At 62.8% G+C, this 26,527-nt stretch carries 23 protein-coding genes and 1 tRNA gene; 12 read left to right on the forward strand and 12 right to left on the reverse strand.

All coding sequences use genetic code 11. The features are described from left to right. Positions 1–17: 17 nt before the first annotated feature. Genes SPO_RS00980 through SPO_RS00995 form a run of 4 tightly spaced genes read left to right on the forward strand, consistent with a single transcriptional unit; the run spans position 18 to position 4,911 of the window. Positions 18–1,313 (forward strand): flagellar hook protein FlgE, encoded by a 1,296-nt coding sequence (locus SPO_RS00980; protein WP_011045961.1) that lies wholly within the window; start codon positions 18–20, stop codon positions 1,311–1,313. A gap of 38 nt (positions 1,314–1,351) precedes the next feature. After that, positions 1,352–2,803, forward strand: a complete 1,452-nt coding sequence (flgK, locus tag SPO_RS00985; RefSeq protein ID WP_011045962.1) for a flagellar hook-associated protein FlgK — start codon at positions 1,352–1,354, stop codon at positions 2,801–2,803. A gap of 42 nt (positions 2,804–2,845) precedes the next feature. Next, entirely contained in the window at positions 2,846–3,814 is a 969-nt protein-coding gene (locus SPO_RS00990) for a flagellin (protein WP_230981759.1), read from the forward strand. Next, positions 3,811–4,911 carry a flagellar basal body P-ring protein FlgI gene (locus tag SPO_RS00995; RefSeq protein ID WP_011045964.1) on the forward strand — a complete coding sequence of 367 codons (1,101 nt, stop codon included), beginning with the start codon at positions 3,811–3,813 and terminating at the stop codon, positions 4,909–4,911. The genes SPO_RS00990 and SPO_RS00995 overlap by 4 nt, the downstream gene beginning before the upstream one ends. Before the next feature lie 157 nt (positions 4,912–5,068). Here the strand turns inward: SPO_RS00995 and fliP are convergent, their stop codons facing one another. Genes fliP through fliF form a run of 4 tightly spaced genes read right to left on the reverse strand, consistent with a single transcriptional unit; the run spans position 5,069 to position 8,289 of the window. Beyond that, positions 5,069–5,761, reverse strand: a complete 693-nt coding sequence (gene fliP / locus SPO_RS01000; RefSeq protein WP_230981794.1) for a flagellar type III secretion system pore protein FliP — start codon at positions 5,759–5,761, stop codon at positions 5,069–5,071. 47 nt (positions 5,762–5,808) lie between these two features. Then, the gene (locus SPO_RS01005) at positions 5,809–6,093 is read right to left on the reverse strand and encodes a FliM/FliN family flagellar motor switch protein (protein ID WP_044027787.1); all 285 of its coding nucleotides are present in this window, start codon (positions 6,091–6,093) and stop codon (positions 5,809–5,811) included. A 1-nt stretch (position 6,094) separates the two neighbouring features. After that, positions 6,095–6,685 carry a hypothetical protein gene (locus SPO_RS01010; RefSeq protein ID WP_011045967.1) on the reverse strand — a complete coding sequence of 197 codons (591 nt, stop codon included), beginning with the start codon at positions 6,683–6,685 and terminating at the stop codon, positions 6,095–6,097. Next, a complete protein-coding gene (gene fliF / locus SPO_RS01015; protein ID WP_011045968.1) occupies positions 6,685–8,289 on the reverse strand; it encodes a flagellar basal-body MS-ring/collar protein FliF in 1,605 nt (534 codons plus the stop codon). Before fliF ends, SPO_RS01010 begins: the two co-directional genes overlap by 1 nt. 118 nt (positions 8,290–8,407) lie before the next feature. Here fliF and SPO_RS01020 point away from each other — a divergent pair, with 118 nt between their 5' ends. The 5 genes from SPO_RS01020 (at position 8,408) to SPO_RS01040 (ending at position 13,091) form a co-directional block, all read left to right on the forward strand. Next, a complete protein-coding gene (locus tag SPO_RS01020; protein ID WP_011045969.1) occupies positions 8,408–8,914 on the forward strand; it encodes a flagellar basal body-associated FliL family protein in 507 nt (168 codons plus the stop codon). Between the two features lie 9 nt (positions 8,915–8,923). Beyond that, positions 8,924–9,343, forward strand: coding sequence for a DUF6468 domain-containing protein (locus SPO_RS01025; RefSeq protein ID WP_011045970.1), 420 nt, complete (start codon positions 8,924–8,926; stop codon positions 9,341–9,343). Further along, complete coding sequence (locus tag SPO_RS01030) at positions 9,340–9,930, forward strand: MotE family protein (protein WP_011045971.1); 591 nt, start codon at positions 9,340–9,342, stop codon at positions 9,928–9,930. The genes SPO_RS01025 and SPO_RS01030 overlap by 4 nt, the downstream gene beginning before the upstream one ends. A 63-nt stretch (positions 9,931–9,993) precedes the next feature. Continuing rightward, positions 9,994–10,863 carry a flagellar motor stator protein MotA gene (motA, locus tag SPO_RS01035; RefSeq protein ID WP_011045972.1) on the forward strand — a complete coding sequence of 290 codons (870 nt, stop codon included), beginning with the start codon at positions 9,994–9,996 and terminating at the stop codon, positions 10,861–10,863. Then, positions 10,863–13,091: a hypothetical protein gene (locus SPO_RS01040; protein ID WP_144083941.1), complete on the forward strand. Its 2,229-nt coding sequence runs from the start codon at positions 10,863–10,865 to the stop codon at positions 13,089–13,091. Before motA ends, SPO_RS01040 begins: the two co-directional genes overlap by 1 nt. A gap of 302 nt (positions 13,092–13,393) precedes the next feature. On the opposite strand, the gene SPO_RS01045 is transcribed toward SPO_RS01040, so the two are convergent. Continuing rightward, positions 13,394–14,776, reverse strand: coding sequence for an MmgE/PrpD family protein (locus tag SPO_RS01045; RefSeq protein ID WP_011045974.1), 1,383 nt, complete (start codon positions 14,774–14,776; stop codon positions 13,394–13,396). 191 nt (positions 14,777–14,967) lie between these two features. Between SPO_RS01045 and SPO_RS01050 the strand changes: the two genes are divergently transcribed. Next, entirely contained in the window at positions 14,968–15,861 is an 894-nt protein-coding gene (locus tag SPO_RS01050; RefSeq protein ID WP_011045975.1) for a LysR substrate-binding domain-containing protein, read from the forward strand. Here the strand turns inward: SPO_RS01050 and SPO_RS01055 are convergent. Both SPO_RS01055 and SPO_RS01060 read right to left on the reverse strand, forming a co-directional pair. Next, entirely contained in the window at positions 15,858–18,275 is a 2,418-nt protein-coding gene (locus tag SPO_RS01055) for a GcvT family protein (RefSeq protein WP_011045976.1), read from the reverse strand. The genes SPO_RS01050 and SPO_RS01055 overlap by 4 nt on opposite strands. 469 nt (positions 18,276–18,744) lie before the next feature. Beyond that, positions 18,745–18,821, reverse strand: a tRNA-Pro gene (locus SPO_RS01060). 128 nt (positions 18,822–18,949) lie between these two features. On the opposite strand from SPO_RS01060, the gene SPO_RS01065 reads away from it, so the two are divergent. After that, the gene (locus SPO_RS01065; RefSeq protein ID WP_144083942.1) at positions 18,950–20,551 is read left to right on the forward strand and encodes a Na/Pi cotransporter family protein; all 1,602 of its coding nucleotides are present in this window, start codon (positions 18,950–18,952) and stop codon (positions 20,549–20,551) included. Here the strand turns inward: SPO_RS01065 and leuB are convergent. Together leuB and SPO_RS01075 are read right to left on the reverse strand one after the other, a co-directional pair. Beyond that, entirely contained in the window at positions 20,548–21,651 is a 1,104-nt protein-coding gene (leuB, locus tag SPO_RS01070) for a 3-isopropylmalate dehydrogenase (protein WP_011045978.1), read from the reverse strand. The genes SPO_RS01065 and leuB overlap by 4 nt on opposite strands. Positions 21,652–21,753: 102 nt before the next feature. Next, the gene (locus SPO_RS01075; protein ID WP_011045979.1) at positions 21,754–22,650 is read right to left on the reverse strand and encodes a LysR family transcriptional regulator; all 897 of its coding nucleotides are present in this window, start codon (positions 22,648–22,650) and stop codon (positions 21,754–21,756) included. A 91-nt stretch (positions 22,651–22,741) separates the two neighbouring features. Between SPO_RS01075 and SPO_RS01080 the strand changes: the two genes are divergently transcribed. Next, on the forward strand, positions 22,742–23,650 hold the full coding sequence (locus tag SPO_RS01080; RefSeq protein ID WP_030003159.1) for a sugar nucleotide-binding protein: 909 nt from the start codon (positions 22,742–22,744) through the stop codon (positions 23,648–23,650). Here SPO_RS01080 and SPO_RS01085 read toward each other — a convergent pair. The 3 genes from SPO_RS01085 to leuD all read right to left on the reverse strand — a co-directional run bounded on the left by SPO_RS01085 (position 23,600) and on the right by leuD (position 26,457). Next, positions 23,600–24,673: an endonuclease/exonuclease/phosphatase family protein gene (locus SPO_RS01085; protein WP_011045981.1), complete on the reverse strand. Its 1,074-nt coding sequence runs from the start codon at positions 24,671–24,673 to the stop codon at positions 23,600–23,602. The genes SPO_RS01080 and SPO_RS01085 overlap by 51 nt on opposite strands. Next, entirely contained in the window at positions 24,670–25,503 is an 834-nt protein-coding gene (locus SPO_RS01090; protein WP_011045982.1) for a hypothetical protein, read from the reverse strand. The genes SPO_RS01085 and SPO_RS01090 overlap by 4 nt, the downstream gene beginning before the upstream one ends. Positions 25,504–25,851: 348 nt before the next feature. Next, complete coding sequence (gene leuD, locus SPO_RS01095; protein WP_011045983.1) at positions 25,852–26,457, reverse strand: 3-isopropylmalate dehydratase small subunit; 606 nt, start codon at positions 26,455–26,457, stop codon at positions 25,852–25,854. Between the last annotated feature and the right edge of the window lie 70 nt (positions 26,458–26,527).

Consider the following 26,527-nt stretch of genomic DNA (forward strand, 5'->3'; position numbering starts at 1 on the left):
AGCAGAAAGGCGTATCCATGACCATTTCATCTTCGCTCAACGCCGGGGTGGCGGCGCTGTCCGCAAATGCCAGCCGTCTGGCGACGATCTCGGACAATATCGCGAATTCGTCGACCTATGGGTACAAGCGGGTTGAAACGGACTTCCACGCGTTGGTGAATGCCAGCGGGCGTGGCAAGTATACCGCAGGGGGGGTCCGTACCACCACGCAACGTCTGATCGATCAGCGCGGTTCGCTGGTGTCCACATCGAATTCGACCGACCTAGCCGTGCGGGGGCGGGGGATGCTGCCGGTGATGCGCAGCTCGCAACTGGCATTGCCCCAGCAGGACATGCTGCTGGCGACCACAGGATCGTTCCGCACCGACGACGAGGGTTATCTGAAATCCGAGGCGGGTCTGGTGTTGATGGGCTGGCGGGCCAATCCTGATGGTTCCATCCCAAACTTGCCGCGCGATACGTCGGACGGGCTGGTGCCGGTGCAGCTGAGCGTCAATCAGCTGTCGGGGGCCCCAACAACCGAGATGGTGCTGCGGATGAACCTGCCCGCGACCGCGACCGAGGCTGGCTCGGCAGGCGATACGCAACCCCTGTCGGTCGAGTATTTTGATAACCTGGGCAAGTCCGAGAACGTGCAAATCGAACTGGTTCCCACTGTACCGGCGACCGGGGAAAGCAATGAATGGACGATGATCCTGCGCGATACCGCCTCTGGGGGGGCCGTCGTCGGGGAATACACGCTGACCTTTTCCGACGCGCGAACCGATGGCGGTACGCTGGCATCCGTGACTGCAACGACCGGTGGCGCCTATGACGCGACAACGGGATCGGTGGTGATCAACGTCGCTGGCGGCCCCATGGAGATCAATATCGGCCAACTCGGCGCCTCGGATGGCATCACGCAACTGTCTGACACTTTTGCGCCGGTTTCGATTACCAAGGATGGCACCGCGGTCGGCACGATGAGCCGGGTCGAAGTGGACGAGAACGGTTTTGTCTACGCCTTCTTCGATAATGGCGTCAGCCGCAGGGTGTTCCAGATTCCGCTGGTGGACATGCCCAACCCGAACGGGCTGGTTGCGCTGGACAGCCAGACCTATGAACCTTCGCGTGAAAGCGGCACCTTCTTTCTCTGGGATGCGGGCGATGGCCCGACCGGTGATCTGGTGTCCTTTGCCCGCGAGGAATCGACCACCGATGTGGCGACCGAGCTAACCGCGATGATCCAGACCCAGCGCGCATATTCGTCGAGTGCCAAGGTCATTCAGACCGTGGACGAGATGTTGCAAGAGACAACCAACATCAAGCGTTAACCCGTCATCAGCCAGCATCCTGATCAAGGAGGATTGCCATGACCATCTCGGCCGCACTCAATTCGGCCCTCAGTGGGTTGACCGCGGCAAGCCGTGCAACGGGGGTCGCGTCAGACAATATCGCAAACGCGCTCACACCGGGCTATGCCAGGCGGTCGCTGGAAGTGGCTGGCAACACGATCGGAGGGGCAGGGGTCCGCATTCTCGGAGTGGTCCGCAATTCGGATCCTGTGTTGCTCGCCAGTCGACGGGGTGCCGACGCTGCGCAGGGATATGCGGACGGTGTCTCTGGATTTCATACCCGCATGGCGCGCCTGGTCGGAAACGTCAACGATCCCCGGTCGGTGCCCAATCTGATTGCCGAGTTCGAAAGCAGCCTGATCGCCGCAGCAAGCACACCGTCGGTCCAAACCCGCCTCGACGCCGTCGCAACCGCCGCCTCGGAGCTGGCTACGGCACTCAATGCGGCCTCCAACGGGCTGCGCGAGGCCCGAAACGATGCGGATCGAAGCATCGGCCAACAGGTCGACCGTCTCAATACCGTGTTGCAGAATGTCGAAACGCTCAATGGGCGCATCCAGTCGGTCAAGCTTTCCGGTGGGGATTCCGCGCCTCTCCTCGATCAGCGGCAGAAGTTGATCGACGAGGTCAACACTATGATCCCGGTCAACGTGGTCGCGCGTGATCACGGCAGTGTGGCGCTGTTCACAGACGGGGGCGCAATCTTGCTGGATGGCCCGGCGGCGCAGCTGAGCTTTACGCCGACCCTCCAGACCATGCCGCATATGACCCTGGAAAACGGGTTGCTGTCCGGGCTCGAACTCAACGGTATGCCGCTGCGCCTCTCTGGTCCGACCTCGGCCATTCGGGGCGGGTCTCTTGCGGCGGCATTCGAGGTTCGAGACGATCTGGCAATCGAAGCGCAGCAGGACCTGGATGCGGTGGCCCGAGACCTGATCGAAAGGTTCGAGGCACCGGGCCTTGACCCGACCGCAGCGCCGACCGATGCCGGATTGTTTACCGATAATGGCGCGCGATTCTCGGCGAGCGCGCAAACCGGTTTGGCGGGACGGTTGAAACTAAACGCCTCGGTGGATCCAGGCCAGGGCGGGCAGAGCTGGCGCCTGCGCGATGGTCTTGGCGCCGCAGTTCCCGGAGCGGTGGGCAATGCGCAACAGATAAATGCGTTCCATCAAGCGCTGACCGCCACGCGCACACCGTCCGATCCGCGGTTCGGAACCGGTGACATGACCGCCAATCAGGTTGGCGCGGCTCTCTTGTCCCGGGTTGCGCAGAATGAAAGCCTCGCGACCGAACGGCTGACATTTGCATCCGCAAGCCGAACCGAAATGCAGAAACTCGAGCTGGAACAAGGTGTGGATACCGATGTCGAGTTGCAGATGCTGATGCAGATCGAACAGGCCTATGCGGCAAACGCACGCATGATCGAGACGGTTGGCGAGATGATGGACACTTTGCTGAGGTTGTAACTTATGGCTATGAATTCCTTGGGAGATCTAGCACAGAATCTGATGTTGCGCAGCTATGGTGCCCGCATCCGGACTGAGATCAATACCCTGACGCGCGAGTTGAGCACCGGCAAGGTAGCCGATGTTACCAAAAGGCTCAGGGGTGATTTCTCGCATCTTGCCGATATGGATCGATCTTTGCGACGGCTGTCGGCCTTCGCGACCGCAAATGCCGAGACCAGGCTGCTGGCGTCTGCGAGCCAGACAAGTCTTGGTATCGTCGAACAGACGGTCACCGATCTTTCGGATTCCCTGTTGTCGGTATCGCTTTCGAACCAGGCAGTCAGCCATGCGCAAGCGGGCGTGAAGGCCCAGGGTGCACTAGAGACGATGATCTCTGCCCTGAACACATCGGTGGGCGGGCGCAGCCTGTTTGCGGGCGTGGCAACCGATCAGACGGCGCTGGCCTCTGCCGATACTCTGATGGCGGGGTTGCGGTCGGCGCTGACCGGTCTGTCGACGCCCGCCGATATCATGCAGGCTGCGCAGGATTGGTTTGACGACCCCGCAGGTTTCGCGGCAACAGTCTATACCGGATCGGATCAGTCTCTCGGATCGACTCAGGTGTCCGAAGACACCAAGGTGTCGCTAAACAGGCGGGCCGACGATCCGGCCTTTCGCGATGCAATGCGCCTGGCCTCGGTTGCGGCCCTGGCTGAAGATCCGGCCCTTGGCCTGTCTTCGACAACCAAGACCGCATTGTTTGAGCAGATCGGAGTGGGTCTTCTGGGTGCCCGCGACGGGGTGGTCACGCTTCAGGCCGAGATCGGAGATGTAGAGGGTCGGATCGAAAAGGCTGCCACCCGAAACGGAGCAGCAAAGAGCGGTCTCGAACTCGCGCGCGGCGAGTTGTTGAGCGCCGACCCCTATGAGACCGCTATTCGCCTTGAGGCCGTGCAGTTTCAGCTGGAAAGCCTTTACACAACCACCGTGCGCAACTCGCGCCTCTCATTGGTGAATTTCCTCAGATGACCCTGATCCGTTTGCTCGCCTGTCTCCTGTTTCTTCCCTGCCTGGCCCAGGCGGGGGCGGTCCGCCTGAAGGACCTTGTCGAATTTGACGGGGTCAGGGGAAATGACCTGGTCGGATACGGTCTGGTGGTGGGTCTGAACGGGACCGGCGACGGGTTGCGCAACGCACCTTTTACCGAAGAGATCATGTCGAACATCCTTGAACGGCTGGGTGTCAATGTGACGGGCGAGGATTTTCGCCCAAAGAACGTCGCCGCAGTGTTCGTCACCGCCGCTCTGCCCCCCTTCGCGCGGGTCGGCAGTCAGATCGATATCACGGTATCCGCCATCGGCGACTCAAAGAGCCTGCTTGGAGGTACCCTGATCATGACACCGCTGAACGCCGCGGATGGGCAGATCTATGCGGTCGCACAAGGTACCGTGCTGGCCGGCGGCGCCTCGGCCGAAGGTCAGGCGGCTTCGGTGGTGCAGGGGGTGCCGACATCGGGCGTGATCCCCGCTGGTGCCCGGGTAGAGCGGGAGATCGAATTTGATCTGGGGTCCCTAACCCAGCTGCGCCTTGCGCTGCGTGAACCGGATTTCACCACAGCCGGCCGGATCGAGACGGCTGTAAACTCCGCGTTTAACGGCCGGGTCGCGGTGATGCGCGATTCGGGAACTGTAGAATTGGACATCGCGGCCACTCAGGCCAGATCGCCGGCCCATGTGATCGGTCGGATCGAGAACATTCTGGTCGAGCCCGAGCGCAAGGCGCGCGTGGTGGTGGATCAGCGTTCGGGCACCATCGTCATGGGGGCGGACGTGCGCATTTCTCGCGTGGCCGTGTCGCAGGGCAGCCTGACACTGCGGGTCGAGGAAGCGCCGATCGCGGTGCAGCCCAACCCGTTTGCCGACGGGGACACCGTTGTCGTGCCCAGAACCAACGCCGAGATCGAGCAGGAGCCCGGTATCAAGCTGGCCGAGGTACCCGAGAGCGCGTCGCTGTCGGATGTGGTGGCGGGCCTCAATGCGCTGGGTGTGTCACCCCGCGACATGATCGACATTCTGAAAACCATCAAGGCGGCCGGCGCCCTGCACGCAGAGTTCGTCGTGCGCTGACGGCATCCGTAGCGATCAGAACGGCCGGCCCCGTCGAATGGGCCGGCCGTGTCCGTTTGCCCATGCGTCAAAACACAAGTTTTGCATCATGCGCTGCAAACATAATTGCCCCGCCTAGGGGCGGGGCGAAGCAGGCAGGGTGCAATCGAATGATCGTTCAGGGCATGTAGCTGCGAACCAAAGCGCTTGCGATAAGCGACCAGCCATCCGCCAGCACGAAGAAAGCCAGCTTGAAGGGGAGGGACACGGTCGCCGGCGGCACCATCATCATGCCCATCGACATCAACACCGCAGCCACCACCAGATCGATGATCAGGAACGGCAGAAACACCAGAAAACCGATCTGAAACGCGCGCGCGATTTCTGACAGCATGAAGGAGGGAACCAGCACCGAGAGCGGCGCTTCGGGAGTCGCCGTCAGCGCCGCACCGTCAGGCCGCAGATTGGCCATGGCAAAGAACGTATCCGCGTCGAGCCGGGCGGCCATGAAGGCCTTGAACGGCGCGATTGCTTTCTCCAAAGCGGGTTCCAGCGCCAGTTCCTCGGCCATCATCGGAGCGATACCCGTTGTCCAGGCCTCGGTGAACACGGGCTCCATTACGAAATAGGTCAGAAACAGCGCCAGGCTGACGATGAGCATATTGGGAGGCGACTGCTGCAAGCCGATCCCCTGGCGCAGGATCGCCAGAACCGTGACCAGAAACGGGAAGCAGGTGATCATGATAGCCAGCCCGGGGGCCAGGCTGAGCACGGTGATCAACAGGATCAGCTGGATCGTGCGCGCCGATACCGATCCACCCTCTCCCAGCGAAAGGGAGATATCCTGCGCGGCCACCGGCCCGGCAAGCATCGCGCCGGTCAACAAGGTGATCGCGGCCAGAACAGGGGCTGCGCGCCTCATCCCAGGTCGCTGGCCAGATCCGAGATCTCGGTGAGCCGAACCGCGAGCTGTCCCGCCTGTTCGCCGGTCAACTCTTCGAGCTGGCCGCGTGCTACCAGGCGATCGCCAACATAGAGATCGACCGGGTCCTCGACACGTTTGTCGAGGGTCAGCACGGCGTTTTCACCGAGCCCGATCAGATCGCGGATCAGCGGTCGCGCACGCCCGACCGAAACGGTGATCTCGATCGGGACCGAGTTGAACGGGTTCTTTGCCTCGATCGGTTTTTGCGGGTCGCTCATGTCACGATACCTCTTTGGCCTGATGCAGGAAGGAGTCCATCGCATCGCTGATGGAACTCAGCAGGGCGGAACAATCGACGTCGCGCTCGGCCGTCCCCACACGAAGACAGGCCTGTCCCGCGGGAAGCGATGATTCCTCGACAAGCTGGACAGGGAAGGAGAATTCTTCGGAAAGGATCGGCTTGAGCGTGGCGCTGACGCCCGAAGGAACGATCAGAAGCGCCGGTTGCGCAACCTGTTCGCGGGCCATGGATTTGAGCTGTTCGACAATGTGATGCGTATAGCTGCGGTCCATCGTCTGAGGCAGCACCGTGCCGATCAGACTTTTGAACATCGGCTCCAGAGACTGGGTCATCTGGCTCAGCGCCTCGTGATAGGTAAAGGACAGGTCCTCGAGATTGCGGGCCAGAGTGGCGTTCAGCTGACCCTGCTCTTCGGATCGGGCCGAAACCGCATCATCCCAACCAGCGGAATACCCCTGCTCAAAGGCCGTCAGGCGATACTCTTCAAGCGTGTCCTCGTCCATCAGCCGGACCCGGCTGGGGTCCATCAGGTTGATCTCGAAGTCTTCCAGCAGATGCGCGATGGTCATCAGGCTTTCTCCTCATTCTCTTCCAGCCAGCTGCGCAGGATTTCCACGGTCTCTTCCTGCTTGTCGCCGATCATTGCGCGCAGGCGGTCGACGGGCGTTCCGCTGGACCCGACCAGGGCAGGAACGGTGCCGCGTTGTTGGGTAGCTGCGCCGGGTAGTTGGTTTTGCCGCGGGCTGCCGTCATCGATCTCGCCGGTCAGCGCCGGACCGGCGGATTGTGCGCCGCTCTGATTCGGCGGCGGCGCCACTGCCAGAAGCGGCGCGGAAACCGCCGGTTTGGTCAGGATCGGGCGCACGACGAAGAGCCCCAGAACCAGCGTGACCAGGGCCAGCGTGGCCATCTGGATCAACGACATCAGATCGAATGTCAGCCCTTGCAGCATCGAACTGCTCGCCAGGGTGCCTTGCGGTTCCAGATTGGGCAGCTCCATGGATTTCAAGGTGATCACATCACCCCGGTCCTGATTGAAGCCGACCGCCGATTCCACCAGTTCCCGCAGTGCGGCCAGTTCTTCCTCGGGCCGCGGCGTAAACTGGCTGGACCCATCCTGGGCGGCACCCGGCAATCCGTTAACCAGGACCGCGACACTCAACCTTTTGATGGCGCCCGGGGTGCGCAGAATCTCTGTCTCGGTTTCCGAGACCTCGTAATTGACACGCTCACGGGTTGCGCTGGTACTCGAGTTCGATTCGTCACCGACCGCACCGTCCCCATCGGGCAGATTGGAGGCCACCGTCACATCGGTCGTCTGGTTCTTGGAGGCGTCCGAGCGTTCTTCGACATCGGTGCTGATGGCAACGCGGCCATTGGGATCGAACCGGCGTTCACGGATCGATTCCGTCTCGGTCACGGTGTCCAGGCTGACCTCGACAATTGCGTTGCCACGCCCGACTCGTGCTTCGACAAGCCTCAGGACCCGTTCGCGCATCTGTTGTGCGCGATCCTCGGAGGTGCTTGACGTCGGGGTCTCGGGCGTGCCGATCACATTGCCATTGGAATCAACGACCGTAACACCCTCGGCGACCATGCCCGACACCGCCGAGGCGACCAGGTAGCGGATCGCATTTGCCTGCGCTGGTGTCACCTCTGACCCTGATGGAACAACCGAGACAGAGGCTGTTGGTTCGATGCTGCGCTGAAACGGGTTGGAGGAGCTGTTGGCGATATGCACCCGGGCTTGGGCCACATGGGGGCTGGCCACGATGGTGCGGGCCAGCTCGCCCTCCTTCGCCCGCCAATAGGCGGCATCGAACATCTGGGATGTGGTGCCGAATCCACTCAGCGAATCGAGCAGCTCGTAACCCCGGCCACCATTTGCCGGCAACCCTTCGGAGGCCAGCGTCAGGCGCAACTCGTCACGTCGAGCTGCTGGCACATAGATCGAGCCGCCGCGCACCTCGTATGGAACGCCCTGCTGTTCCAGCGAGCGCACGACCTCGCCCGCTGAACCGCTTTCAAGTCCTGCATAAAGCAGCTGCATATTTGGCGACCCGGCCATTCTGGTCAGGCCAAGCACGCCCAGAAACACCACCAAGGCAGCACCGATAACGATGAACTGCTTCTTTTTGTCCAAACTTGCCCAGACACTTCTTATCTGCTGCACGTCTACCTCCGTCTCGCCGACATTCTGCGCGGCGCTCCTCCTGTTTCTCCGATTGGCCTTAACAATCGGTTAGTTCCTGCCGGGCTATTACGGTTACCGAACCAAACACGAGGACGGCATGACCGACGCAACTGCCGATGAGGTCGAACCAGAGAAGAAATCAGGCAAGAAGGGCCTGATTGTTGGGCTAGTTCTGGCGCTTGTCGGGGCGGGCGGCGGTTTCTACGCGACGGTTTCGGGGCTGATTCCCCTGGGCGCTCAACCAGCCGAAGAACATGGAGAGTCGGGCGGAGATCATGGCGCTGTGGTGCCGGATGCCTTGCCCAATGTCGCCTATGTCGACTTGCAGCCGATCATGGTGTCGCTGCTCGGGGAAGGGGGCCAGCGGCACCTGCGGTTTCATGCCCAGCTGGAAGTACCCGAACAATACCTGGCCGATGTCGAGAAGATCAGGCCACGAATCGTCGATGTCCTGAATGGCTACCTGCGTGCGATCGAGATCAGTGATCTCAGCGATCCGCTGGCTCTGACCCGTCTGCGCGGACATATGCAACGCCGGATCAACATCGTTGCGGGTGAGGGGCGCGTGAAGGACGTGCTCGTGATGGAATTCGTGCTGAACTAGGAGAGAGCCTTGGAACTTATTGCGGATATTCTTCTGGTTGCCGGCGCGTTGGGCGCTGGTTTGTATTGTTTCGTTCTCGGTCGGCGATTGAAGCGGTTCAATGACCTCGAAAGAGGGGTCGGCGGTGCGGTTGCGGTGCTGTCCTCTCAGGTCGACGAGCTGAACAGGACGCTCGCGGCCGCGCGCGAGGCGTCAGACAATTCAGGCGCCGCACTGGGAGACTTGACCGGGCGTGCCGAGGCGGTTGCGCAGCGGCTTGAGCTGATGATGGCGTCGATGCATGACGTCGCACCTGCGCAGGAGGTATCGGCGCCGCCCGAAGTGGTCCGGCAAGAACCCAAACCGGCGCGCCCCGATGAGGCGAAACCGGCACCCGCCGGCGTGATGTTCATGCGGCATGACCGGGGCAATAGCGGGACAACGCCATGAAACGCAAGAAGTCCGGAACTGCGGGACGCGGTGGTGCGCTTCTGCTGATTTCAGTGTTCATGATCGGCTCCGCGGTCATCCGCATCGCTCTGGAAGCGGGGCCAGCCCTGGCGCGTGGTGCGGTAGAAGAGCCCGTTTCGGATCTTGCTCGAAAGGACGAGCGCGCTACTCCGGCGGCGGCCGATCTGCACGCGCTTCTCGCCACGCTGCGGCAACGCGAACAGGATCTGGAACAACGGGAATCGCGCGTGATGGAGCGGATGCGGGCGCTGGAGATTGCCGAAGTGGCGATCGACCGAAAGCTGGCCGAATTGACCCAGGCCGAAGAGGCGCTGCGCGAGGCTGTGGCGACAGCCAGTGTCGCTGCGGAAAACGACCTGAGTAAGCTGACCGAGGTTTACGAGAAGATGAAACCCAAGGAATCGGCCGCCCTGTTCGAGGAGATGGACGCCACCTTTGCCGCCGGCTTTCTCGCCCGGATGCGCCCCGAAGCCGCGGCAGACATCATGGCGGGTCTCAGCCCCAAGGTGGCTTACACGATAAGTGTCGTTCTGGCGGGTCGAAATGCAAATGTCCCAACCGAATAACAACGGGAAATTAGGAAACTCCTGCTTGAGTCGAGTCTCAACCGGAAAGAGCGGAGTGCGGAAATGATCGGCATCCTTGGTATCGTTGTCATCTTTGTGATGGTCTTCGGCGGCTATCTCGCGGCCGGTGGCAAGATGACGATCATCCTCAAATCCCTGCCTTTCGAGATGATGATGATCGGTGGCGCAGCGACAGGCGCCTTTCTCATTTCCAACGATATGGGCGGGGTGAAGCATACGCTCAAGGATGTCGGAAAGGTATTCAAGGGCCCGAAATGGAAGCCCGAGGATTATCGGGATCTGCTCTGCCTATTGTTTTCGCTGATCCGGATCGCGCGACAGAATCCTGTCGAGGTCGAGCAGCATATCGAGGATCCGGCGAGTTCTGCGCTGTTCTCCAAATACCCGCGAATCCAGGCCGATCACGAAGCGGTGGACCTGATCTGCGACACCATGCGATCGGCGTCGATGAACTATGACGATCCCCATCAGGTCGAAGAAGTTCTGGAAAAACGGATGGAGGCGAACCTGCATCATGCGATGCATTCCAGCCATGCGCTCCAGACCGTCGCCGACGGCTTGCCCGCCCTGGGGATCGTTGCCGCCGTTTTGGGCGTCATCAAGACAATGGGGTCGATCGACCAGCCGCCCGAGGTTCTTGGCAGACTGATCGGCGGCGCGCTGGTCGGGACGTTTCTGGGGGTGTTCCTCGCCTATGGGCTGGTTGGCCCCTTTGCATCCAAGGTCAAGGCCGTTGTCGAAGAAGACAATCATTTCTATCTGCTGATCAAGGAGGTGCTTGTCGCCAATCTGCACAACCACAACCCGGCGATGTGCATCGAAGTCGGACGACAGAATACGCCCTCTCATATTCGTCCCGGCTTCACCGATTTGGAGCAGGCCCTGAAAGACCTCAAACAGGACGCGGCGTGATGCAGAGGATACTGGCCGTATTCCTTTTGCTCTACCTGGCTTTGCCGGTGGCGGCAGCCGAGGTCGAGGTACGGTCGGGCGAGCATCAGAGTTTCACCCGACTGGTTATGCGCATCCCGAGCCAGACCAAGTGGACCCTTGAAAACAGCACAGGGTCGGCCCGATTGAAAGTCGATCTTCCCGACCTGAAACTGGACTATGGTGAAGTGTTCGACCGTGTGCCGCGCAAGCGGCTTTCGGAGTTGCACCAAGAGAAAGCTGGCGCTCCGCTCGAGTTGCAATTTGCCTGCGATTGCGAAGCGAGAGCCTTTGTTCAAGGTGGTACATTGCTTGTGATCGACATACGGGACAGGCCCGCAAGTGATCCGCCGCTGGTGCTGCCCCTTGTACCTGAGCGCGTGCTTGCGTCTGGGGACGGAGTTGGCGCCGACCATCCGATCGAGGATCGCGAGGAGGATTCGGGGGTTGCCGTCAACCCCCGGTCCCAACCGTCAGGGGGTGCCAGCCAGCACACCTTTCTGGATTTCTCCGCCCCGATGGCCGGAGAGCGAACGGTGGAAAACAGGCTTTACTCACGCATCATGAGAGGAGTTGATCAGGAAGTTCTGGCTCTCAGCCCTCGAGAGGCGACGGACCCTGATGACCAGATTTCAGCGGCTCAGGCCGCGTTGACCGAAACGCTCGCTGCGGGGTTGGGGTTGCCGAACCTGCGCGTGACGACGGTGGTTGATCGCGACCTGCGTGCTGCGCGCGAGGGAACTGCCAGCCCGACAATTGCGCGCAAGTGTGTTGACGATCAGAAACTGGCGGTCCCGGATTGGGCGGACGATAGCCCTTTCAGTACCCAATACGCGGTCTTGCGAGATGGCCTTTATGGTGAGTTCGACAGGATCAATGCGCAGGCCGCACTGGCACTTGTCCGGTTTTACATTCATTTCGGGTTCGGAGACGAAGCAAAAGTCAATCTGGAGTTGCTGCAACCCGCATCCCCGGATCGTCAACTGCTCGCATCGCTTGCCGCCGCTGTCGAAGGGCGTCCGGCTCCGGTCGACAATCCCTTGGCGGGGCTTCAGGGATGCGACAATGATGCGGCGATGTGGTCGGTACTCAGCGAGAGGCATGCCCCTGAAACAACGAATACAAACGCAGTTCTGCGCAGCTATGGGCGCCTACCCGTGCATTTGCGCGCCTATCTCGGCCCCGTCTTGGGAGAGTATTTGACCGATGCCGGTTTCGTCGACGCGGCTCAGCAATTGGTGCGGGCGGTAGAGCGGAGTGATGAAGGGGACAAGGCGTCCATAGCCGTTGTCGAGGCCAAACTTGCCGGGCTCAAGAACGAGCCGGCTGTTCAGGAGCAGAAGCTGACCGAGGTGATAGAAGACGCGTCCGCTTCGACCCATGCACCGCTCGCCTTGATTGATCTGATCGAAAAGCGCTGGGTCGAGGGCGGTGATGTGACCGAGCAGGAGTTACTGTTGGCCGCGTCATTCGTTCACGAATATCGCCGGTCGGAAATCGGGCCGCAGATACAAACGGCCTATGTGATCGCACAGGCTCTGTCAGCGCAGTTCGACGAGGCGATGAAGACGTTGCTGGATCCGGGCCAGGATCGAAAATCCCAAGTTTGGCGGGAAACGGTCGACCGCATCGTGAAGCGGATCACCTCTCACGGAGATGACATCACATTTTTGCGTCACGTCGCCATGCTTGAAAGCGATCTTTTTCTGTCGGTGAACACTGATACCGTGACGCAGGTGGCGCGGCGATTGAATGATCTGGGTTTTTTTGAGGACGCGCTGCGCTATGCCGACCGACCGCAAGATCGCAAGAGCCGTCCTGCGCGGGTCGAGATCATTGCCCGTGCGACGCTTGGCACCGGTCGTCCGCATCGGGCGTTGCTGGAACTTGAAACAGCCAGTGGTCCCGAGGTAGAGCGCCTACGCGCCCAGGCCATGCGAGAAGCAGGAGCGTTGGAACAGGCAGCAGAGGCATTGACGCGCGCTGGTGATCTGGAGGCGGCGAGCCGGTACCTTTGGTTGGCTGGTGCCGAGGCGCCGATTGATGGCGGCGAAGAAACCCGGTTTGGCGGGATTCACTTGATGGGCCGTGCCCTGCTGGAAGAGCGGGAACCATCCTCGGGAACGCCGCTTGCCGCGGCGCGGGAAATGGTTGACGACAGCGCGCGGGTACGTGACCAGATCGACTCCTTGTTGAATCGTTTGCCGTGACTGAGCCAGTGAGTACAGGCTGGTTGCCGGCAGGGTATCAGGGGTGACGTCACGATTGTGTCCCGTGTCAGCGGCACGCCCCCGTGCGCAGGGATGGGACGAAACCTGTTCGTCGCCAAACCAGACCACTACGACCGCCGGACCATGATCCTATCTGAGATCGAAAGGGCTTGTTGCCAGCCAGAACAACGCCGGTTGACCGTCAAAGCGGAACTGGAAATCTTCTCGACACCCTGAAACCCTTGGCCTCGGACAAAGATCCTTGCGAGGTGTTTCAGGTCAGGATCGATGGCTCTCGATCATCAAACGATGGTTTGACCGATTGGGTCGAACAGAAGATCCATCACATCACAGAAGCGGCTGTCCGGGGCGGTCAGGCCCAGGGTTGCGTCTCGCAGCGCCGAGGCCCGGGCCCGACCAAGGCAGGGCACAGCGAAATCCATGAATTTGTCGGTAAGCTCGTCGCGGGTCATCGGCGCTTCGGGACCGCCACGGGCGTTGATATCGCCCGATTTCAGAACGCGCCCATCGGTGGTGGTGATCTCTACATCTGCCCATCGACCGGCTGGAAACCGGCTGCTGTGGCGGGGGTCTTCGCTTACGGTGATCCTCTGCATGATCTCGGCCACCAGCGGATCGGTCAGGCCGGATCCGGCGACATGTTCGACCCCGATACGCCCATATGCGATCTGGACAGCGACCGGAAAGGGCAGCGCGTATTGCGCGATCGCGGTGGTCGGCGGCAGCCCCTGATAGAGGCAAGCCGCCTGATGAAAGCTGTTCACATGAACTTGCGCAATATCGGCGTGCGACAGCCGGTGATCCAGCATCACCTGCCGTACCCCGTCAATGGCGGCATGCGCCCAGCGACAGATGGGGTAGGGTTTCACATATTGGTGCTGCATTTGCCAGAACCGGCCCAGATCCGCCCAGTAGGGGGCGGCCTCTTCCGCCTCGGCGGTGATGGCCGGCGCGCCGGTGAAACCCCGTTCGGCAAGGATCGCTGCCGACGTGCCGACCAGCGCACCCCAGCCCGAACCGTCATGCAGCATCGTCGGTGTCGCGATCTCGCGCATCATCTGGCTGCGTGGGCCGTGGTATTCGGCGATGCCCATGGCCTGGCGCAGCGTCTCGGGGTCTTGTCCGCGCAGCCGGGCGGCCATTGCTGCGACGCCAAGGCAGTTCCAGGCGCCCGAAGTGTGGTAGTCGCTGACGGTGGCGTGCAGCGCGATACCCGCGCGCCCCGCCACTTCATAGCCGACCGTCACGGCGGCCAGCGCCTCGGGGCCCGAGAGGTCGGGCAGATGCTGCGCCAGCGTTGCCAGGGTAGGGATCACCACCACCCCGATATGACCCTTGGTCGGGTTGTAGCCGTCATGCCCATCGAGATTATCGGTCTGGGTGGCGGCGGCATAGGTCGCCCCGGCAAGGCTGACTGCGCGCCCGTCGAACATCATGCGCGCCTGGTAACGCGGGTCGGCCGACCCATAGAGCAGGGTCGCGGAATCGCGTGCGATCACGCCCGCGTCGAGCGGGCTGGCCGCGGCGATTACCCCGAGCGTGTCGAGCATCATCAGCGCGGCGGCCTCGCGCACCGGGGCGGGGATATCCTCGGACCGGGTGTCGAGTGCAAAGGCGGCGATGCGCCCGAATGTGGGGGACAGGCTGCTTTGCTGCTTTGTCATATGCGTGTTCACGGGCCCTCCTTCGCCCTGTGCGGGCGTCCTCGGGACAAGGCTACCGCGCGGGTCGGCGTGCTGCTCGCGAAAAGATCGACGCCGTGCCCCCTGATTTTGATGTGCAATGTCGGTTTGTGGCCTGTGATGGGGCAGGTCGTGCTTGCCCGCTCCCCCTGCGCTGGCGTTAGATCGGCGTCATGAAACACCTGCCGCATCTGACCTTTCTGCGCTCGTTCGAGGCCGCCGCACGGCATCTGAGCTTTACCGCCGCCTCGGAAGAGCTGCATTGCACTCAGTCAGCGGTCAGCAATCATGTCCGCTCGCTCGAGGAGTTTCTGGGCCGGCCGCTGTTTGTGCGGCTGCCCCGGACCCTTGCGCTGACCGAGTTGGGAGAGGCCTATCTGCCTTCGGTGCGGCGCGCCTTGCAAGAGATCGACATCGCCACCGAGGCGCTGCTGTCGCAGCGGCATCGGCGTGAGGTCGTGGTGTCCTGCCCCACCAGCCTGGCCAGCCTTTGGCTTGCCAGTGTACTGCGTGCGTTTCAACGGGAGCACCCCGAGGTTCAGGTGACGGTTCACGGCACGGTCTGGGCCGATGTCGAGGCCGATGTCTCGGATATTTCGATCACCATTCACCATGTGGACGATATCCCCGAAGGCGCGCTACAGCTTTGGTCCGAGACGCTGGCCCTGGTCTGCGCGCCGGGCTTCGAGGTCGAAGGAGCCCCGCTCACCACCCCGACGCAGCTGGGTCAGGCGCGGCGGATCGAGGTGATGGGGCGCCCGGCCTATTGGGATCTTGTGGCGCAGAACTTTGGCTTGCCGGGGTTCGAGATGGCAGGCGGGCCAAAGACGGATGTCTCGACCCTGGCCGCGGAACTGGCCGCACAGGGGGCCGGCTGTGCCGTGTTGCCCCGCGTTCTGGTGCGCCCCTATCTGGAGCGGGGCGCGCTGGTCGAACCCTTCGCGACCGAGATCGCCAACCCCTGGGCCTATTGCGCCCGGTTCAAGGCGCGCACGCCCGCGCCGTCGGTGCGGCTGTTCCGGTCCTGGTTGCTGGAGGCGGCGGCCCGGGTCGGCGAGGGGGACTAACCCCTCAACCGCGCGCCGGCAGGATCGAAGGGCGGTTCGGCCAGCAGCACCGCCCGGTGCGGTTTGCCAAGGATGAACACCTCCAGCACGTCGCCCGGTTGCGCCACCGCCGGATTGACGAAACCGATGGCCAGCGACTTGCCCACCGAGTAACCATAGGCGCCCGAGGTCACCCGCCCGGCCGGGCGCCCATCGGGGGTAAAGATCGGTTCGCCGCCACTGGCGTCCGCCCCATGCACGGCCTCGATCTCGAAGACCGACAGCACCTCGCGCACCGGGTAGTCCTTGATCTTCAGCCAGGCCGCTTTGTTCAGGAAGTCCTTGTCCGCCTTGATCAGCCGGTCCAGCCCCACCTCCTGTGGCCAGTATTCCGGGCTGTATTCCCGGCCCCAGGAGCCATAGCCCTTTTCGATGCGCAAGGACCCCAGTGCCCGGCTGCCCACCGGCCCGCCGCCGACCTCGCGGGCCGCAGCAATCAGCGCAGTGTAAAGCCGCACCTGATCGCCCTCGGCGCAATGCAGCTCACAGCCCAGATCACCGGTGAAACTGACCCGGATCGCCAGGCAGGCCACCCCCGCCACCTCGATCGTGGCCGAGCGCATGAAAGGAAAGCCCGCGTTCGAGAGATCGGCATTGGTCAGCCGCTGCAACATCTCGCGCGCTCTGGGTCCGGCCACGTTATAGCCCGCAATGCGGTTGGTCGCGACCTCGCATGTGGTGCCCTCGGGCAAATCCACCATGTTGAAGAACCGCTGATGATAACGCTCGGCCATGCCCGAGCCCACCATCATATAGGCATCCTCGCCCGTCATGGTGATGGTGAAATCGCCCGCGATCCCGCCCCGCACGCCGATCAGCGGCGTCAGACAGGATCTGCCCTCGACAGTGGGCACCCGGTTCGCCACCAGCCGGTCCAGCCAGTCGTGCGCACCCGGCCCCTTGATCTCGTAATTGGCAAAGTTCGAGATGTCGATCACGCCCACCTGCTCACGCAACATGCGCGCCTCGCGGCCCACCGGCTCCCACCAGTTCTGGCGGGTGAAGCCCACGGTTTCACTCACGCCCGGCTGGTCCGCAAACCACAGCGGATGCTCCCAGCCACAGTTCATGCCGAACACCGCGCCCATCTGCTGCTGCATTTCATAGGCGGGTCGCACCCGCGCCGGGCGCCCGGCGCTGCGCTCCTCGTTGGGGAAATGGATGGCAAAGCGGTGGGTGTACTGGTCCTGCACCCGCGCCTTGGTGAATGTCTTGTCGGCCCAGTCACCGAACCGCGCCAGGTCCCAGGCGAACATGTCGTTTTGCGGCTCGCCCTCGATCATCCATTGCGCCGCCAACAGGCCCAGACCCCCCGATTGCGAGAAGCCGGGAATGATACCGCCGCAGACGAAATAGTTCCGCAGTTCCGGCACCGGTCCCCACAACGCGCTCGAATCCGGCGACCAGATCATCGGCCCGTTGATCACCCGCTTGACCCCCGCCGTCGCCGCCACCGGCACCCGCTCGGTGGCGCGGATCACGTTTTCCATGATCCGGTCCAGATCGTCGGGGAACAGGTCATGGGCGAAATCCAGCGGCGTGCCGTTTTCGGCCCAGAACTTCATGTCCTTTTCATAGGCGCCGATCAGGAGCCCGTTGCCTTCCTGCCGGAAGTAATACTCGCCGTCCCGGTCCGCGATTGAGGGCAGGCGGCGGCCCAGCGCGGCCACCTCGGGGATCGCCTCGGTCACGAAGTACTGATGCTCGGTCGGTTGCAACGGCAGGGTGATCCCCGCCAGCGCCGCCACCTCGCGCCCCCACAGGCCCGCCGCATTGACCACCCATTGCGTGTGAATGTCGCCCTTCTCGGTGCGCACGATCCAACTGCCATCCGGCTGGGGCTCGGTGCCGATCACCGGGCAGAATCGCTCGATCGTGGCGCCCATGGCGCGGGCTCCGGCGGCATAGGCATAGGTCACGCCCGAGGGGTCCACGTTGCCGCCATCGGGTTCGTACATGATACAGCGGATATCGTCGAACTGCGCCAGCGGATGCAGCTCCTTTGCACGGTCCTTGTCGATCTCGTAGAAATTCAGCCCATAGTACCGCGCCTTGGCCTCTTGCAGCCGAAGCTGGTGTTCGCGCGCCTCGGTCTGCGCGAGGTAAAGCGAGCCCGCCTGGAACACACCGCAGCCTTGACCGGTCTCCTTCTCCAACTCCTTGTACAGGTTCATCGTGTAATGCTGGATACGGGTGACGTTGTTGTTGTCGTGCAGCCCGTGGATGTTTGCGGCCGCATGCCAGGTCGATCCGCTGGTCAGTTCGTCCCTCTCTAGCAGCACGACATCGCGCCAGCCCAGCTTGGCCAGGTGATAAAGGATCGAGCAACCGACAAGGCCACCGCCGATCACAACGGCCTGGGCATGGGTCTTCATGGGGCGGGTCTCCGTTCTGCCTGTGCAGAAACACTAGCCCCAGGCGGCCCGCGCCACCCGCCAAATTTTTGACGGGCAGAGGCCGGATTTTGTTTTGGATGGTCGGGCGCTGATTGCGCGAAACACCGGCCGATGCAGATACGGATGGGATGAATTTCGGTGGCCGGAATCCCGAACTTGGCTAACCCAGGACAGGCGAGAATTCGCCCGGTGCAGAGTCTAGTGCGCTGACCCGTACGGGGGGCAATTCCTTGGGGTCAGGTTCTGGCGCGATGACAACGCTGGCGGCAGAAGTCTGTTTGAAGAACAGAGCCCCTTTTCCGGGGCTGCGGCTTGCGGCAAGGAATGCCGGTCTTGGCCAAATGGATGCTCCAAGCGAACGGGGACATCTGCCATATCAAGCATTGCGAATACTGTAACGACGACTGAGGCCGAAACAACAAAGGCGCCCGAAGGCGCCTTGTTTCATTGGTCGGAGTGAGAGGATTCGAACCTCCGGCCCCTGCCTCCCGAAGACAGTGCTCTACCAGGCTGAGCTACACTCCGACCGTGGCGGGTGATCTATACCCGCCCACTGTGACATGCAAGAGGGATTCCGCCGGGCCGGTTTGAAAAACACCGGCTTGCCGCCGTGCCCGTCATTGGCAAGACTGCGAGTTCGGGGAGCGCAGGAAATGGCAGGAAATCTCTACTTTCTGATTGGTGGCATCGGCATGTTCCTGCTGGGGATGGAGCTGATGACGGCGGCCTTGCGCGATACTGCTGGCAGCCGCTTGCGCGGGGTGCTGACGCGGTTCACCACGACGCCTTTGCGCGGTGTGATGACCGGCGCGGCGGCCACCGCCGTCGTGCAATCCTCAAGCGCGACGACGGTTATGACGGTGGGGTTTGTCGGGGCCGGGCTGATGACGATGCCGCAGGCATTGGGCATTCTCTATGGCGCCAATATCGGCACCACGGCAACCGGCTGGCTGGTCTCTCTGTTGGGCTTCAAGCTCAAGCTCGGCAATCTGGCGCTGTTGCTGCTGTTTCCGGCGGCTCTTGCCGATCTGCTGGCGCGGGGGCCGCTGGCCCGGGCCGGGCGCACGGTCGCGGGTTTGTGCCTGTTGTTGATCGGGCTCGACCTGATGCAATCGGGCGCAAGCGACCTGACCGCCTATCTGACGCCAGAAAGCCTGCCGGGAAGCGGCATGGGCGGCCTGCTTCTGCTGGTGGGGCTGGGGGCTACGGTGACCATCGTCATGCAATCCTCGAGCGCGGCCATGGCGCTGGCGCTTGTCATGCTGTCGGGTGGGGCGATAACGCTGTTGCAGGCGGCTGCGATCGTGATCGGGATGAACATCGGCACCACCTTTACCGCTGTTCTCGCCTCGACCGGCGGGTCGGTGCCGATGCGGCAGACCGCGCTGGCCAATCTGATCTTCAACATCGTGACCTCGGTCCTGGCCTTTCCGCTGCTGTTGCTGCTGCGACCGGTGTTCGAGAGTGCCGCCGGGCTGGGCGATGATCTGAGCGTTCTGCTGCTCTTTCACACCGGGTTCAATCTGGTGGGAACGGCGCTGTTCCTGCCGCTGACCGGGTGCTTTGCCGGCCTGGTGGCGCGGCTGTTGCCCGAACGAGAGAGCGATCAACTATTTGTGCCCGACCGCAGCCTGCTCAAGGATGCGAATGCCGCTTTGCTGGCGGCACAGTCGGGCACGCGCACCGTGGCCGAGCGGATGTTTTCGGCCCTGGGCGCCGGTCTGGCCCCCGCGCCCGACTACCGACCCATCGCCGCGCTGACGCCCTGTGTCCGCGCGCTGGAGGATTTGCGCGCCTTTCTGTCCGAGATCCGACTGCCGCCCGATCGCGCGCAGGATATCGAGACCTTTTCGGATATCCTGCACCAGATCGACCATCTGACCCGGCTGCTGGACCGGGCGCGGCAGACCGGCAATATCGACACCCTGCTGCATGACAGGTTGTTGCGGCGCTCTGCCCTTGGGGCCGGGGCAGCGCTGCGGCGGTCCGGCGCGGCGTTGGGCGCGCTGCCCGAAGGAATGCGGCTGGAACGGTTGCGCCATCTGATCGGCGCGCGGCGCAAGCGTCATCGCCGGGCGATGATGCTGGGCGAGCACGTGGGGTTGTTTTCGCTGGATCAGGTCTTTGCCCATACCGACGCGATGCGCTGGCTGGACCGGGTGCTGCATCATGCCGAACGGGTGGCGCATTACCACCGCGCGGCGGCGGCACGGTTGCCCGCGGCAGACGCGCCGCCACGGGCTGAGACGGGTTAGAGGCTGGCGTCCAGTTTCGCCAGGATCGCGGCACCCATTTCGGTGGTCGAGACCGGGGTCACACCCTCGGTTCCCAGCAGGTCGGCGGTGCGCACACCGTCGGCCAGAACCTGTTCCACCGCTGCTTCTAGCCGGTCGGCCTCGGCGCCCTGGTCAAAGCTGTAGCGCAGCGCCATGGCAAAGCTGAGGATACAGGCGATCGGGTTGGCCTTGCCTTGGCCTGCGATATCGGGGGCCGAGCCGTGCACGGGCTCGTACAGCGCCTTGGGGCGGCCATTGGCCATCGGTGCGCCCAGCGAGGCCGAGGGCAGCATGCCAAGGCTGCCGGTCAGCATCGCGGCGCAGTCCGACAGGATGTCGCCGAACAGGTTGTCGGTCAGGATCACGTCAAACTGCTTGGGCGCGCGGACCAGCTGCATGGCACCGTTGTCGGCATACATGTGGCTGAGTTCGACCTCGGGATAGTCCTTGGCCACGCGGGTCACCACCTCGCGCCACAGGATGCCCGATTCCATCACGTTGGCCTTTTCCATCGAGCACAGCTTCTTGCTGCGGCGCATCGCCAACTCAAAAGCCGAGCGTGCGACCCGTTCGATCTCGCTTTCGGTATAGCGCTGGGTGTTGATGCCCACCCGCTCGTTGCCCTCTTCGAAGATGCCGCGCGGCTCGCCGAAATAGACACCCGAGGTCAGCTCGCGCACGATCATGATGTCGAGCCCGGCAACGATGTCCTTTTTCAGCGATGAGAAATCGGCCAGCGCGTCGAAACACTGGGCCGGGCGCAGGTTGGAGAACAGGTCCATCTCCTTGCGCAGGCGCAGCAGGCCGCGTTCGGGTTTGACGCTGAAATCGAGATCGTCGTATTTGGGGCCACCCACGGCGCCCAGCAACACGGCATCGGCCTCTTGCGCCTTGGCCATGGTCTCGTCCGCCAGCGGCACGCCATGGACGTCATAGGCGGCACCGCCGACCAGGTCCTCGCTGACGTCGAAATTCAGGCCGCGCTTGTCGCCGAACCAGCCGATGATCTTGCGCACTTCGGCCATGACTTCGGGGCCAATTCCGTCACCGGGCAGGATGAGGAGCGAGGGATTGGACATGGAACTCTCCTTGCGTTTCGTCGCAATGGCCCTAGCGCGCCAGAGGCGGGCGGTCAATGTGGCGTGGGTGGTCTGCGCTGTCCTGACAGGGGAAAACGGGATTCAGAGGGGTGCGGCCAGCAAGCCCGCGGCCAAGAGATCCCAGACCCGGCGGATCCGGGGCGTCAGCCGCATCGCCTGCGGCGCGGCCAGCCACATCTCGAGCGGCGGTACAGGCAACTCAAAGGGCAGCACCTCGACCAGCGGATCGGCGGCGACGATGCTGCGTTGGCCAAAGCCGATGCCGCAGCCGGCCCGGATCAGCTGCCAATAGGCGCTTTGATTGTCGCAACGCATGGCAAAACTGTGCCGCGTCACCGGCCAGCCCAGCGCTTGCATCGTTTTGACGATGATCGGGTCCGCGTCATATCCCACCAGATCGAAATCGAGCAGGTCCTCTGCCCGGGTGGGGCGGCCCTTGCGCTCGAGATAGCTGGTGGCGGCGCAGGCGCATAGCGGCACGTCGCCGATATGGCGTGCAACGATATCCACCTGCCGGGGCCGGTACATGCGGACCGCGATATCGGCGGCGCGAAACAGCAGGTTCTCGGTGGTGTCGCTGGGCACCAGTTCCAGCTCGATCGCGGGTTCGGCAGCCCGGATATCCGCCAGGATCGGTGGCAGGATATGATGCGAGGCAAAGACCGAGGCGGTGATGCGCACGGTGCCCGCCAGCGATTGCGATTGCCCGGCGGCGGTGACCGAGATTGCGGTCATCGCCCGGTGCGCCTGCTGCGCCAGCGGCAGGATCCGGGCGCCGTCCGCGCTCAGCTTCAGGCCGCGCGCGTGCCGGTCGAACAGCGACAGGCCCAGCGCCTGTTCCAGCGCCTGCACATGCCGGCCCAGGGTGGGCTGGCTGCGATCCAGCTGCCGTGCCGCCGCCGACAGAGAGCCGGTCTCGGCCACCGCCAGAAAGCTCTGGATCAGGGACCAGTCGCCAATATCCGAGAGTTCATCCATTCATCAATGAATACATGATCTGCGGTTTTGGGCAATTCTCTCCATTCATTTGAATGCTTATCTAAGTATGAACAGTGATTGGAGAGCCAGCATGACACAGACAGTTCTTGTTCTCGGGGCCTCGGGCCGGTTCGGGCGCAACGCGGCCGAGGCGTTTGGACGAGCGGGTTGGACAGTGCGCCAGTTCGACCGAAAGCGCGACGATCTGGACGCTGCCGCGCGCGGTGCGGATGTGATCGTGAACGCCTGGAACCCGCCCTATCCCGATTGGGCCGCCACGGTGCCGGGCTTGCACGCACGGGTGATCAAAACAGCGCAAGCGACGGGTGCCACGGTGATCATCCCCGGAAATGTCTATGTCTTTGGTGCCGACACGCCCGCGCCCTGGGGGCCTGACAGCCCGCATGCAGCAACCAACCCGCTGGGCCGCATTCGTATCGACATGGAGGCCGCCTATCGCGCTTCGGGCGTTCGCACCATCCTGCTGCGCGCGGGCGATTTTCTGGATACCTGCGCCTCGGGCAACTGGTTCGATCAGGTGATGATCAAGCGGCTCGACAAGGGGCGGTTCACCTATCCGGGCAATCCCGATATTCCGCATGCCTGGGCATATCTTCCCGATCTTGCCCGCGCCACCGTTACCCTGTCCGAGCGGCGCGAGACGCTGCCGGTGTTCTGCGATCTTACTTATCCCGGCTATACGATGACAGGCCGGCAGATTGCGACGGGACTGGAACAGGTGACGGGCCGGCGCGTCGCGCTCAAGCGCATGAACTGGCTGCCCTTACACCTGGCCCGGCCTGTCTGGTCGTTGGCCGGCTCACTTCTGGAGATGCGCTATCTCTGGAATACACCGCACAGTCTGGATGGGGCCGCGTTTGCGAAGGTTTTGCCGGAGTTTGTCCAAACACCGTTCGAGCAAGCGCTTGCCTCGGCGATCCCGGCGCGATTATTGGCGGCTCAGGTCCACCCAGACCAGGCGGTGGCGGCTGGCCTCTGAGACCGGGCCCGCGCTCGGGTCATCCGGCGCGGGCCAGACCACGCCCGAGCCGACAACGCGCCAGTGGGTCGAGGGCAGAACGTAGTCGACCCGGAACCGGCCGATCCCCGGCCAGTCGACCGTGTCCCGCGCATCCGGACCAGCATGACCCTGAGGGCCTGCCCGCGCGGCGCCAGAGCTTTCGGGCGCCGGGTCTTGCAGGCGCGGATCGGCCAAGAGCGCGCGGATCGTTCCGCGATAGCCCTCGCCATCCTGCGGGTCCAGATTGGCTCCCCCGGCCAGCACGAAGGGAAGGTCGGGCATGGCCCCGACGACGCCATCCAGCAGCAGTTGCCAGAACCGGGTTTCGTCGCGGTTGCGCAGCCCGTTGCGATCCTCGGGACCATCAAAGACGGGCGGCCCGGCCTGATAGGTCAGCAGCACCATCCGCCCCATATCGGTGTCGATCGGAACCAGCCAATGCCCGGTGGAGGACAGGCGCTGCGCGGCCTGCGCCGCTTCCGAGGGGAAGGCGTGACCGCCGCTCTCGGGCAGGGTTGCCCCGGGCAGGTCGCGCCAGCGCAGGGCAGAGAAATCCTGTATCTCGGCCTGCGCAATGGGGTGACGAGACAGGATCGCGATGCCGCCCTGACCGGTGAAGCGGCCGTAGCCCTGCGCATCACCCGGGCCGCCGATCCGTCGGTCGCCATCCAGATCCAGATCGGTGGCACGCCCGCTATTGGGTTGGGCGGCAAAAATGTGTGCCATCTCCCACCCGGCGGCGGCCAGCTGTGCGGCCAGCGCATCCAGCGCCCGGCCCTCGTGATCCCAATCCAGCCCTTGAAGCGCTAGGATATCGGGGCGGGCAGAGGCAATCACTGACACCACCGCCGCGACCTGCGTGTCGCGGCCACCGGCAATGTCGCGCAGCATCAGGCCCGGCCCTTTGCGGCTGAGTTCGGTGTTGAACGTCGCGACCCGCAGCACCTCGGCCGCTGCCGCAACCGGCAACAGGCACAAGACCAGGGCGGCCAGCCGGATCATGCGGTCTGCATCGCCTCGGCGTTGGAATAGACGCGGCGACGCTTTTCCTCGATCAGCTCGGCGATTCGCATCATCGCAAGCCCGCGCATGATCATCGAGGCGGGCAGGAATGCCCAGGCGCTCATGGTCCAGATCAGGGTCTGGGCGCTGTAAAGGTTGATCGGGTCAAAGAGATCCGAGGCCATCTTGATCATGGCGGGGATCAGAAACGGCAGCAACACGCCCAGAACCATGTTGATCCGCCCGTCCCGTTGCAGGCGCGCCACCACATCGCCGCCGGTGGTCGGGTCGAAAAGCGGCAAATTGATCCAGACATTGAAGGCACCATTGGCGGTGGGCCAGCCGCGCACACGGACCGCGAACCAGAAGGCCACAACCGTCAGAAGCGCAATCACATAGGCCACGGCAGCGGTCACGCGCACGTCATAGATCAGCTCGGGCGCCGCGCCCACCGGTAGCATCAGCACCACCAGCCGGACCGGGGAATAGGGGAAATCGGCGATATGAGCGATCAGCAGGCCAAAGCCCGAGAACAGCGCGGTGATGTTGGTGGGCTCGACCCTCTCTTTGCAGATCAGGGTCAGAAAAGTGATCATCGTCAGCAGAGCGATGAACCGCATCCGGTTCAACGGCGGAGCGTCCCTGAATTCGATGAAGCTGGGAAAGGTCGAGTTGTATTCTGCAAAGGTCAGCACAAAGGCCAGAATCGCCAGAAGAACGACGATCTCGGTCGCTGTCGTGGCGGCGCTGGGCAAATAAAGCGCCGGAATGACGACGACAAGCGCCACCAAGAATCCGCGCAGAGCCGCGCCTGAGATGCGTGCAATCACTGTCCGATCCCTTCAAACTGGACAGGCCGATGCGTTGCCGGGCCTTTGTTCCAACTTGAGTCCGCCGAGTTGGCGGAGTGCCTCATTTTAGCCTCATTTGTGCCGCCATTCGGCCACCCACTCAAGTCATCGAGTCACGAGACAGCCGATTTAAGGCAAAAACATGGCGCAACTGGTGCCTTCTTGCATCATAGATGGCGTAAATTTTTGGCAAGTTATCCGTGATGTCTACATGTTGTGGTTGTGCTTCGGGTGATCACAAGTGAGCTCTCGAATACCGATGCCGGAACACGAAAATAGGGCCACATCCGATGGATGCGGCCCTTATTTTTAAGGCTCAAAGTGAGATCAAACCCAGGGACGCGCCTGCGCGGCCTGCGCTTCGAACGTGTCGATGGCGGCGGCCTTTTCCATGGTCAGCCCGATATCGTCCAGACCGTTGAGCAGGCAGTGCTTCTTGAAGGCGTCGACTTCGAACGGGATCACCTCTCCATCCGAGGTAGTGATCTCTTGCGCTTCCAGGTCCACGGTCATGCGGGCATTGGCCCCCTTCTCGGCATCCTTCATCAGGATATCGACCTGTTCCTGCGGCAGCACGATCGGCAGGATGCCGTTCTTGAAGCTGTTGTTGAAGAAGATGTCGGCAAAGGAGGTCGAGATGATGCATTTAATGCCGAAATCGGCGATCGCCCAGGGGGCGTGTTCGCGCGAGGAGCCGCAGCCGAAATTGTCGCCGGCCACCAGGATTTCGGCATCGCGGTATTGCGGCTTGTTCAGCACGAAATCGGGGATCTCGGTGCCGTCGCGGTTATAGCGCATCTCGTCGAACAGGTTCTTGCCGAACCCGGTCCGCTGGATGGATTTCAGGAACACCTTGGGGATGATCATGTCGGTGTCGATATTGACCAGCGGCATGGGGGCCGCGATGCCCTGGATTTTGGTGAATTTTTCCATTTTCGTTTCCTTTCGGAGAGCCGCTCATCCATCCCTGCGGGCTGTCTTCGCGAAGACGCCCGCAAGGGCG

The organism is Ruegeria pomeroyi DSS-3, assembly GCF_000011965.2.
Lineage (GTDB): Bacteria > Pseudomonadota > Alphaproteobacteria > Rhodobacterales > Rhodobacteraceae > Ruegeria_B > Ruegeria_B pomeroyi.

Coding starts and splice junctions, on each gene's coding strand:
- fliP (WP_230981794.1), bottom strand. CDS start 5,761: ATGCTTGCCGGGCCGGTGGCCGCGCAGGATATCTCCCTTTCGCTGGGA.
- SPO_RS00990 (WP_230981759.1), top strand. CDS start 2,846: ATGTTGCGCAGCTATGGTGCCCGCATCCGGACTGAGATCAATACCCTG.
- SPO_RS01050 (WP_011045975.1), top strand. CDS start 14,968: ATGAAACACCTGCCGCATCTGACCTTTCTGCGCTCGTTCGAGGCCGCC.
- SPO_RS01085 (WP_011045981.1), bottom strand. CDS start 24,673: ATGATCCGGCTGGCCGCCCTGGTCTTGTGCCTGTTGCCGGTTGCGGCA.
- leuB (WP_011045978.1), bottom strand. CDS start 21,651: ATGTCCAATCCCTCGCTCCTCATCCTGCCCGGTGACGGAATTGGCCCC.
- SPO_RS01065 (WP_144083942.1), top strand. CDS start 18,950: ATGGCAGGAAATCTCTACTTTCTGATTGGTGGCATCGGCATGTTCCTG.
- SPO_RS01080 (WP_030003159.1), top strand. CDS start 22,742: ATGACACAGACAGTTCTTGTTCTCGGGGCCTCGGGCCGGTTCGGGCGC.
- SPO_RS01075 (WP_011045979.1), bottom strand. CDS start 22,650: ATGGATGAACTCTCGGATATTGGCGACTGGTCCCTGATCCAGAGCTTT.
- SPO_RS01010 (WP_011045967.1), bottom strand. CDS start 6,685: ATGACCATCGCGCATCTGCTGGAAGACTTCGAGATCAACCTGATGGAC.
- flgK (WP_011045962.1), top strand. CDS start 1,352: ATGACCATCTCGGCCGCACTCAATTCGGCCCTCAGTGGGTTGACCGCG.
- SPO_RS00980 (WP_011045961.1), top strand. CDS start 18: ATGACCATTTCATCTTCGCTCAACGCCGGGGTGGCGGCGCTGTCCGCA.
- SPO_RS01030 (WP_011045971.1), top strand. CDS start 9,340: ATGAAACGCAAGAAGTCCGGAACTGCGGGACGCGGTGGTGCGCTTCTG.
- motA (WP_011045972.1), top strand. CDS start 9,994: ATGATCGGCATCCTTGGTATCGTTGTCATCTTTGTGATGGTCTTCGGC.
- SPO_RS01020 (WP_011045969.1), top strand. CDS start 8,408: ATGACCGACGCAACTGCCGATGAGGTCGAACCAGAGAAGAAATCAGGC.
- leuD (WP_011045983.1), bottom strand. CDS start 26,457: ATGGAAAAATTCACCAAAATCCAGGGCATCGCGGCCCCCATGCCGCTG.
- SPO_RS01040 (WP_144083941.1), top strand. CDS start 10,863: ATGCAGAGGATACTGGCCGTATTCCTTTTGCTCTACCTGGCTTTGCCG.
- SPO_RS01055 (WP_011045976.1), bottom strand. CDS start 18,275: ATGAAGACCCATGCCCAGGCCGTTGTGATCGGCGGTGGCCTTGTCGGT.
- SPO_RS01045 (WP_011045974.1), bottom strand. CDS start 14,776: ATGACAAAGCAGCAAAGCAGCCTGTCCCCCACATTCGGGCGCATCGCC.
- SPO_RS01005 (WP_044027787.1), bottom strand. CDS start 6,093: ATGAGCGACCCGCAAAAACCGATCGAGGCAAAGAACCCGTTCAACTCG.
- SPO_RS00995 (WP_011045964.1), top strand. CDS start 3,811: ATGACCCTGATCCGTTTGCTCGCCTGTCTCCTGTTTCTTCCCTGCCTG.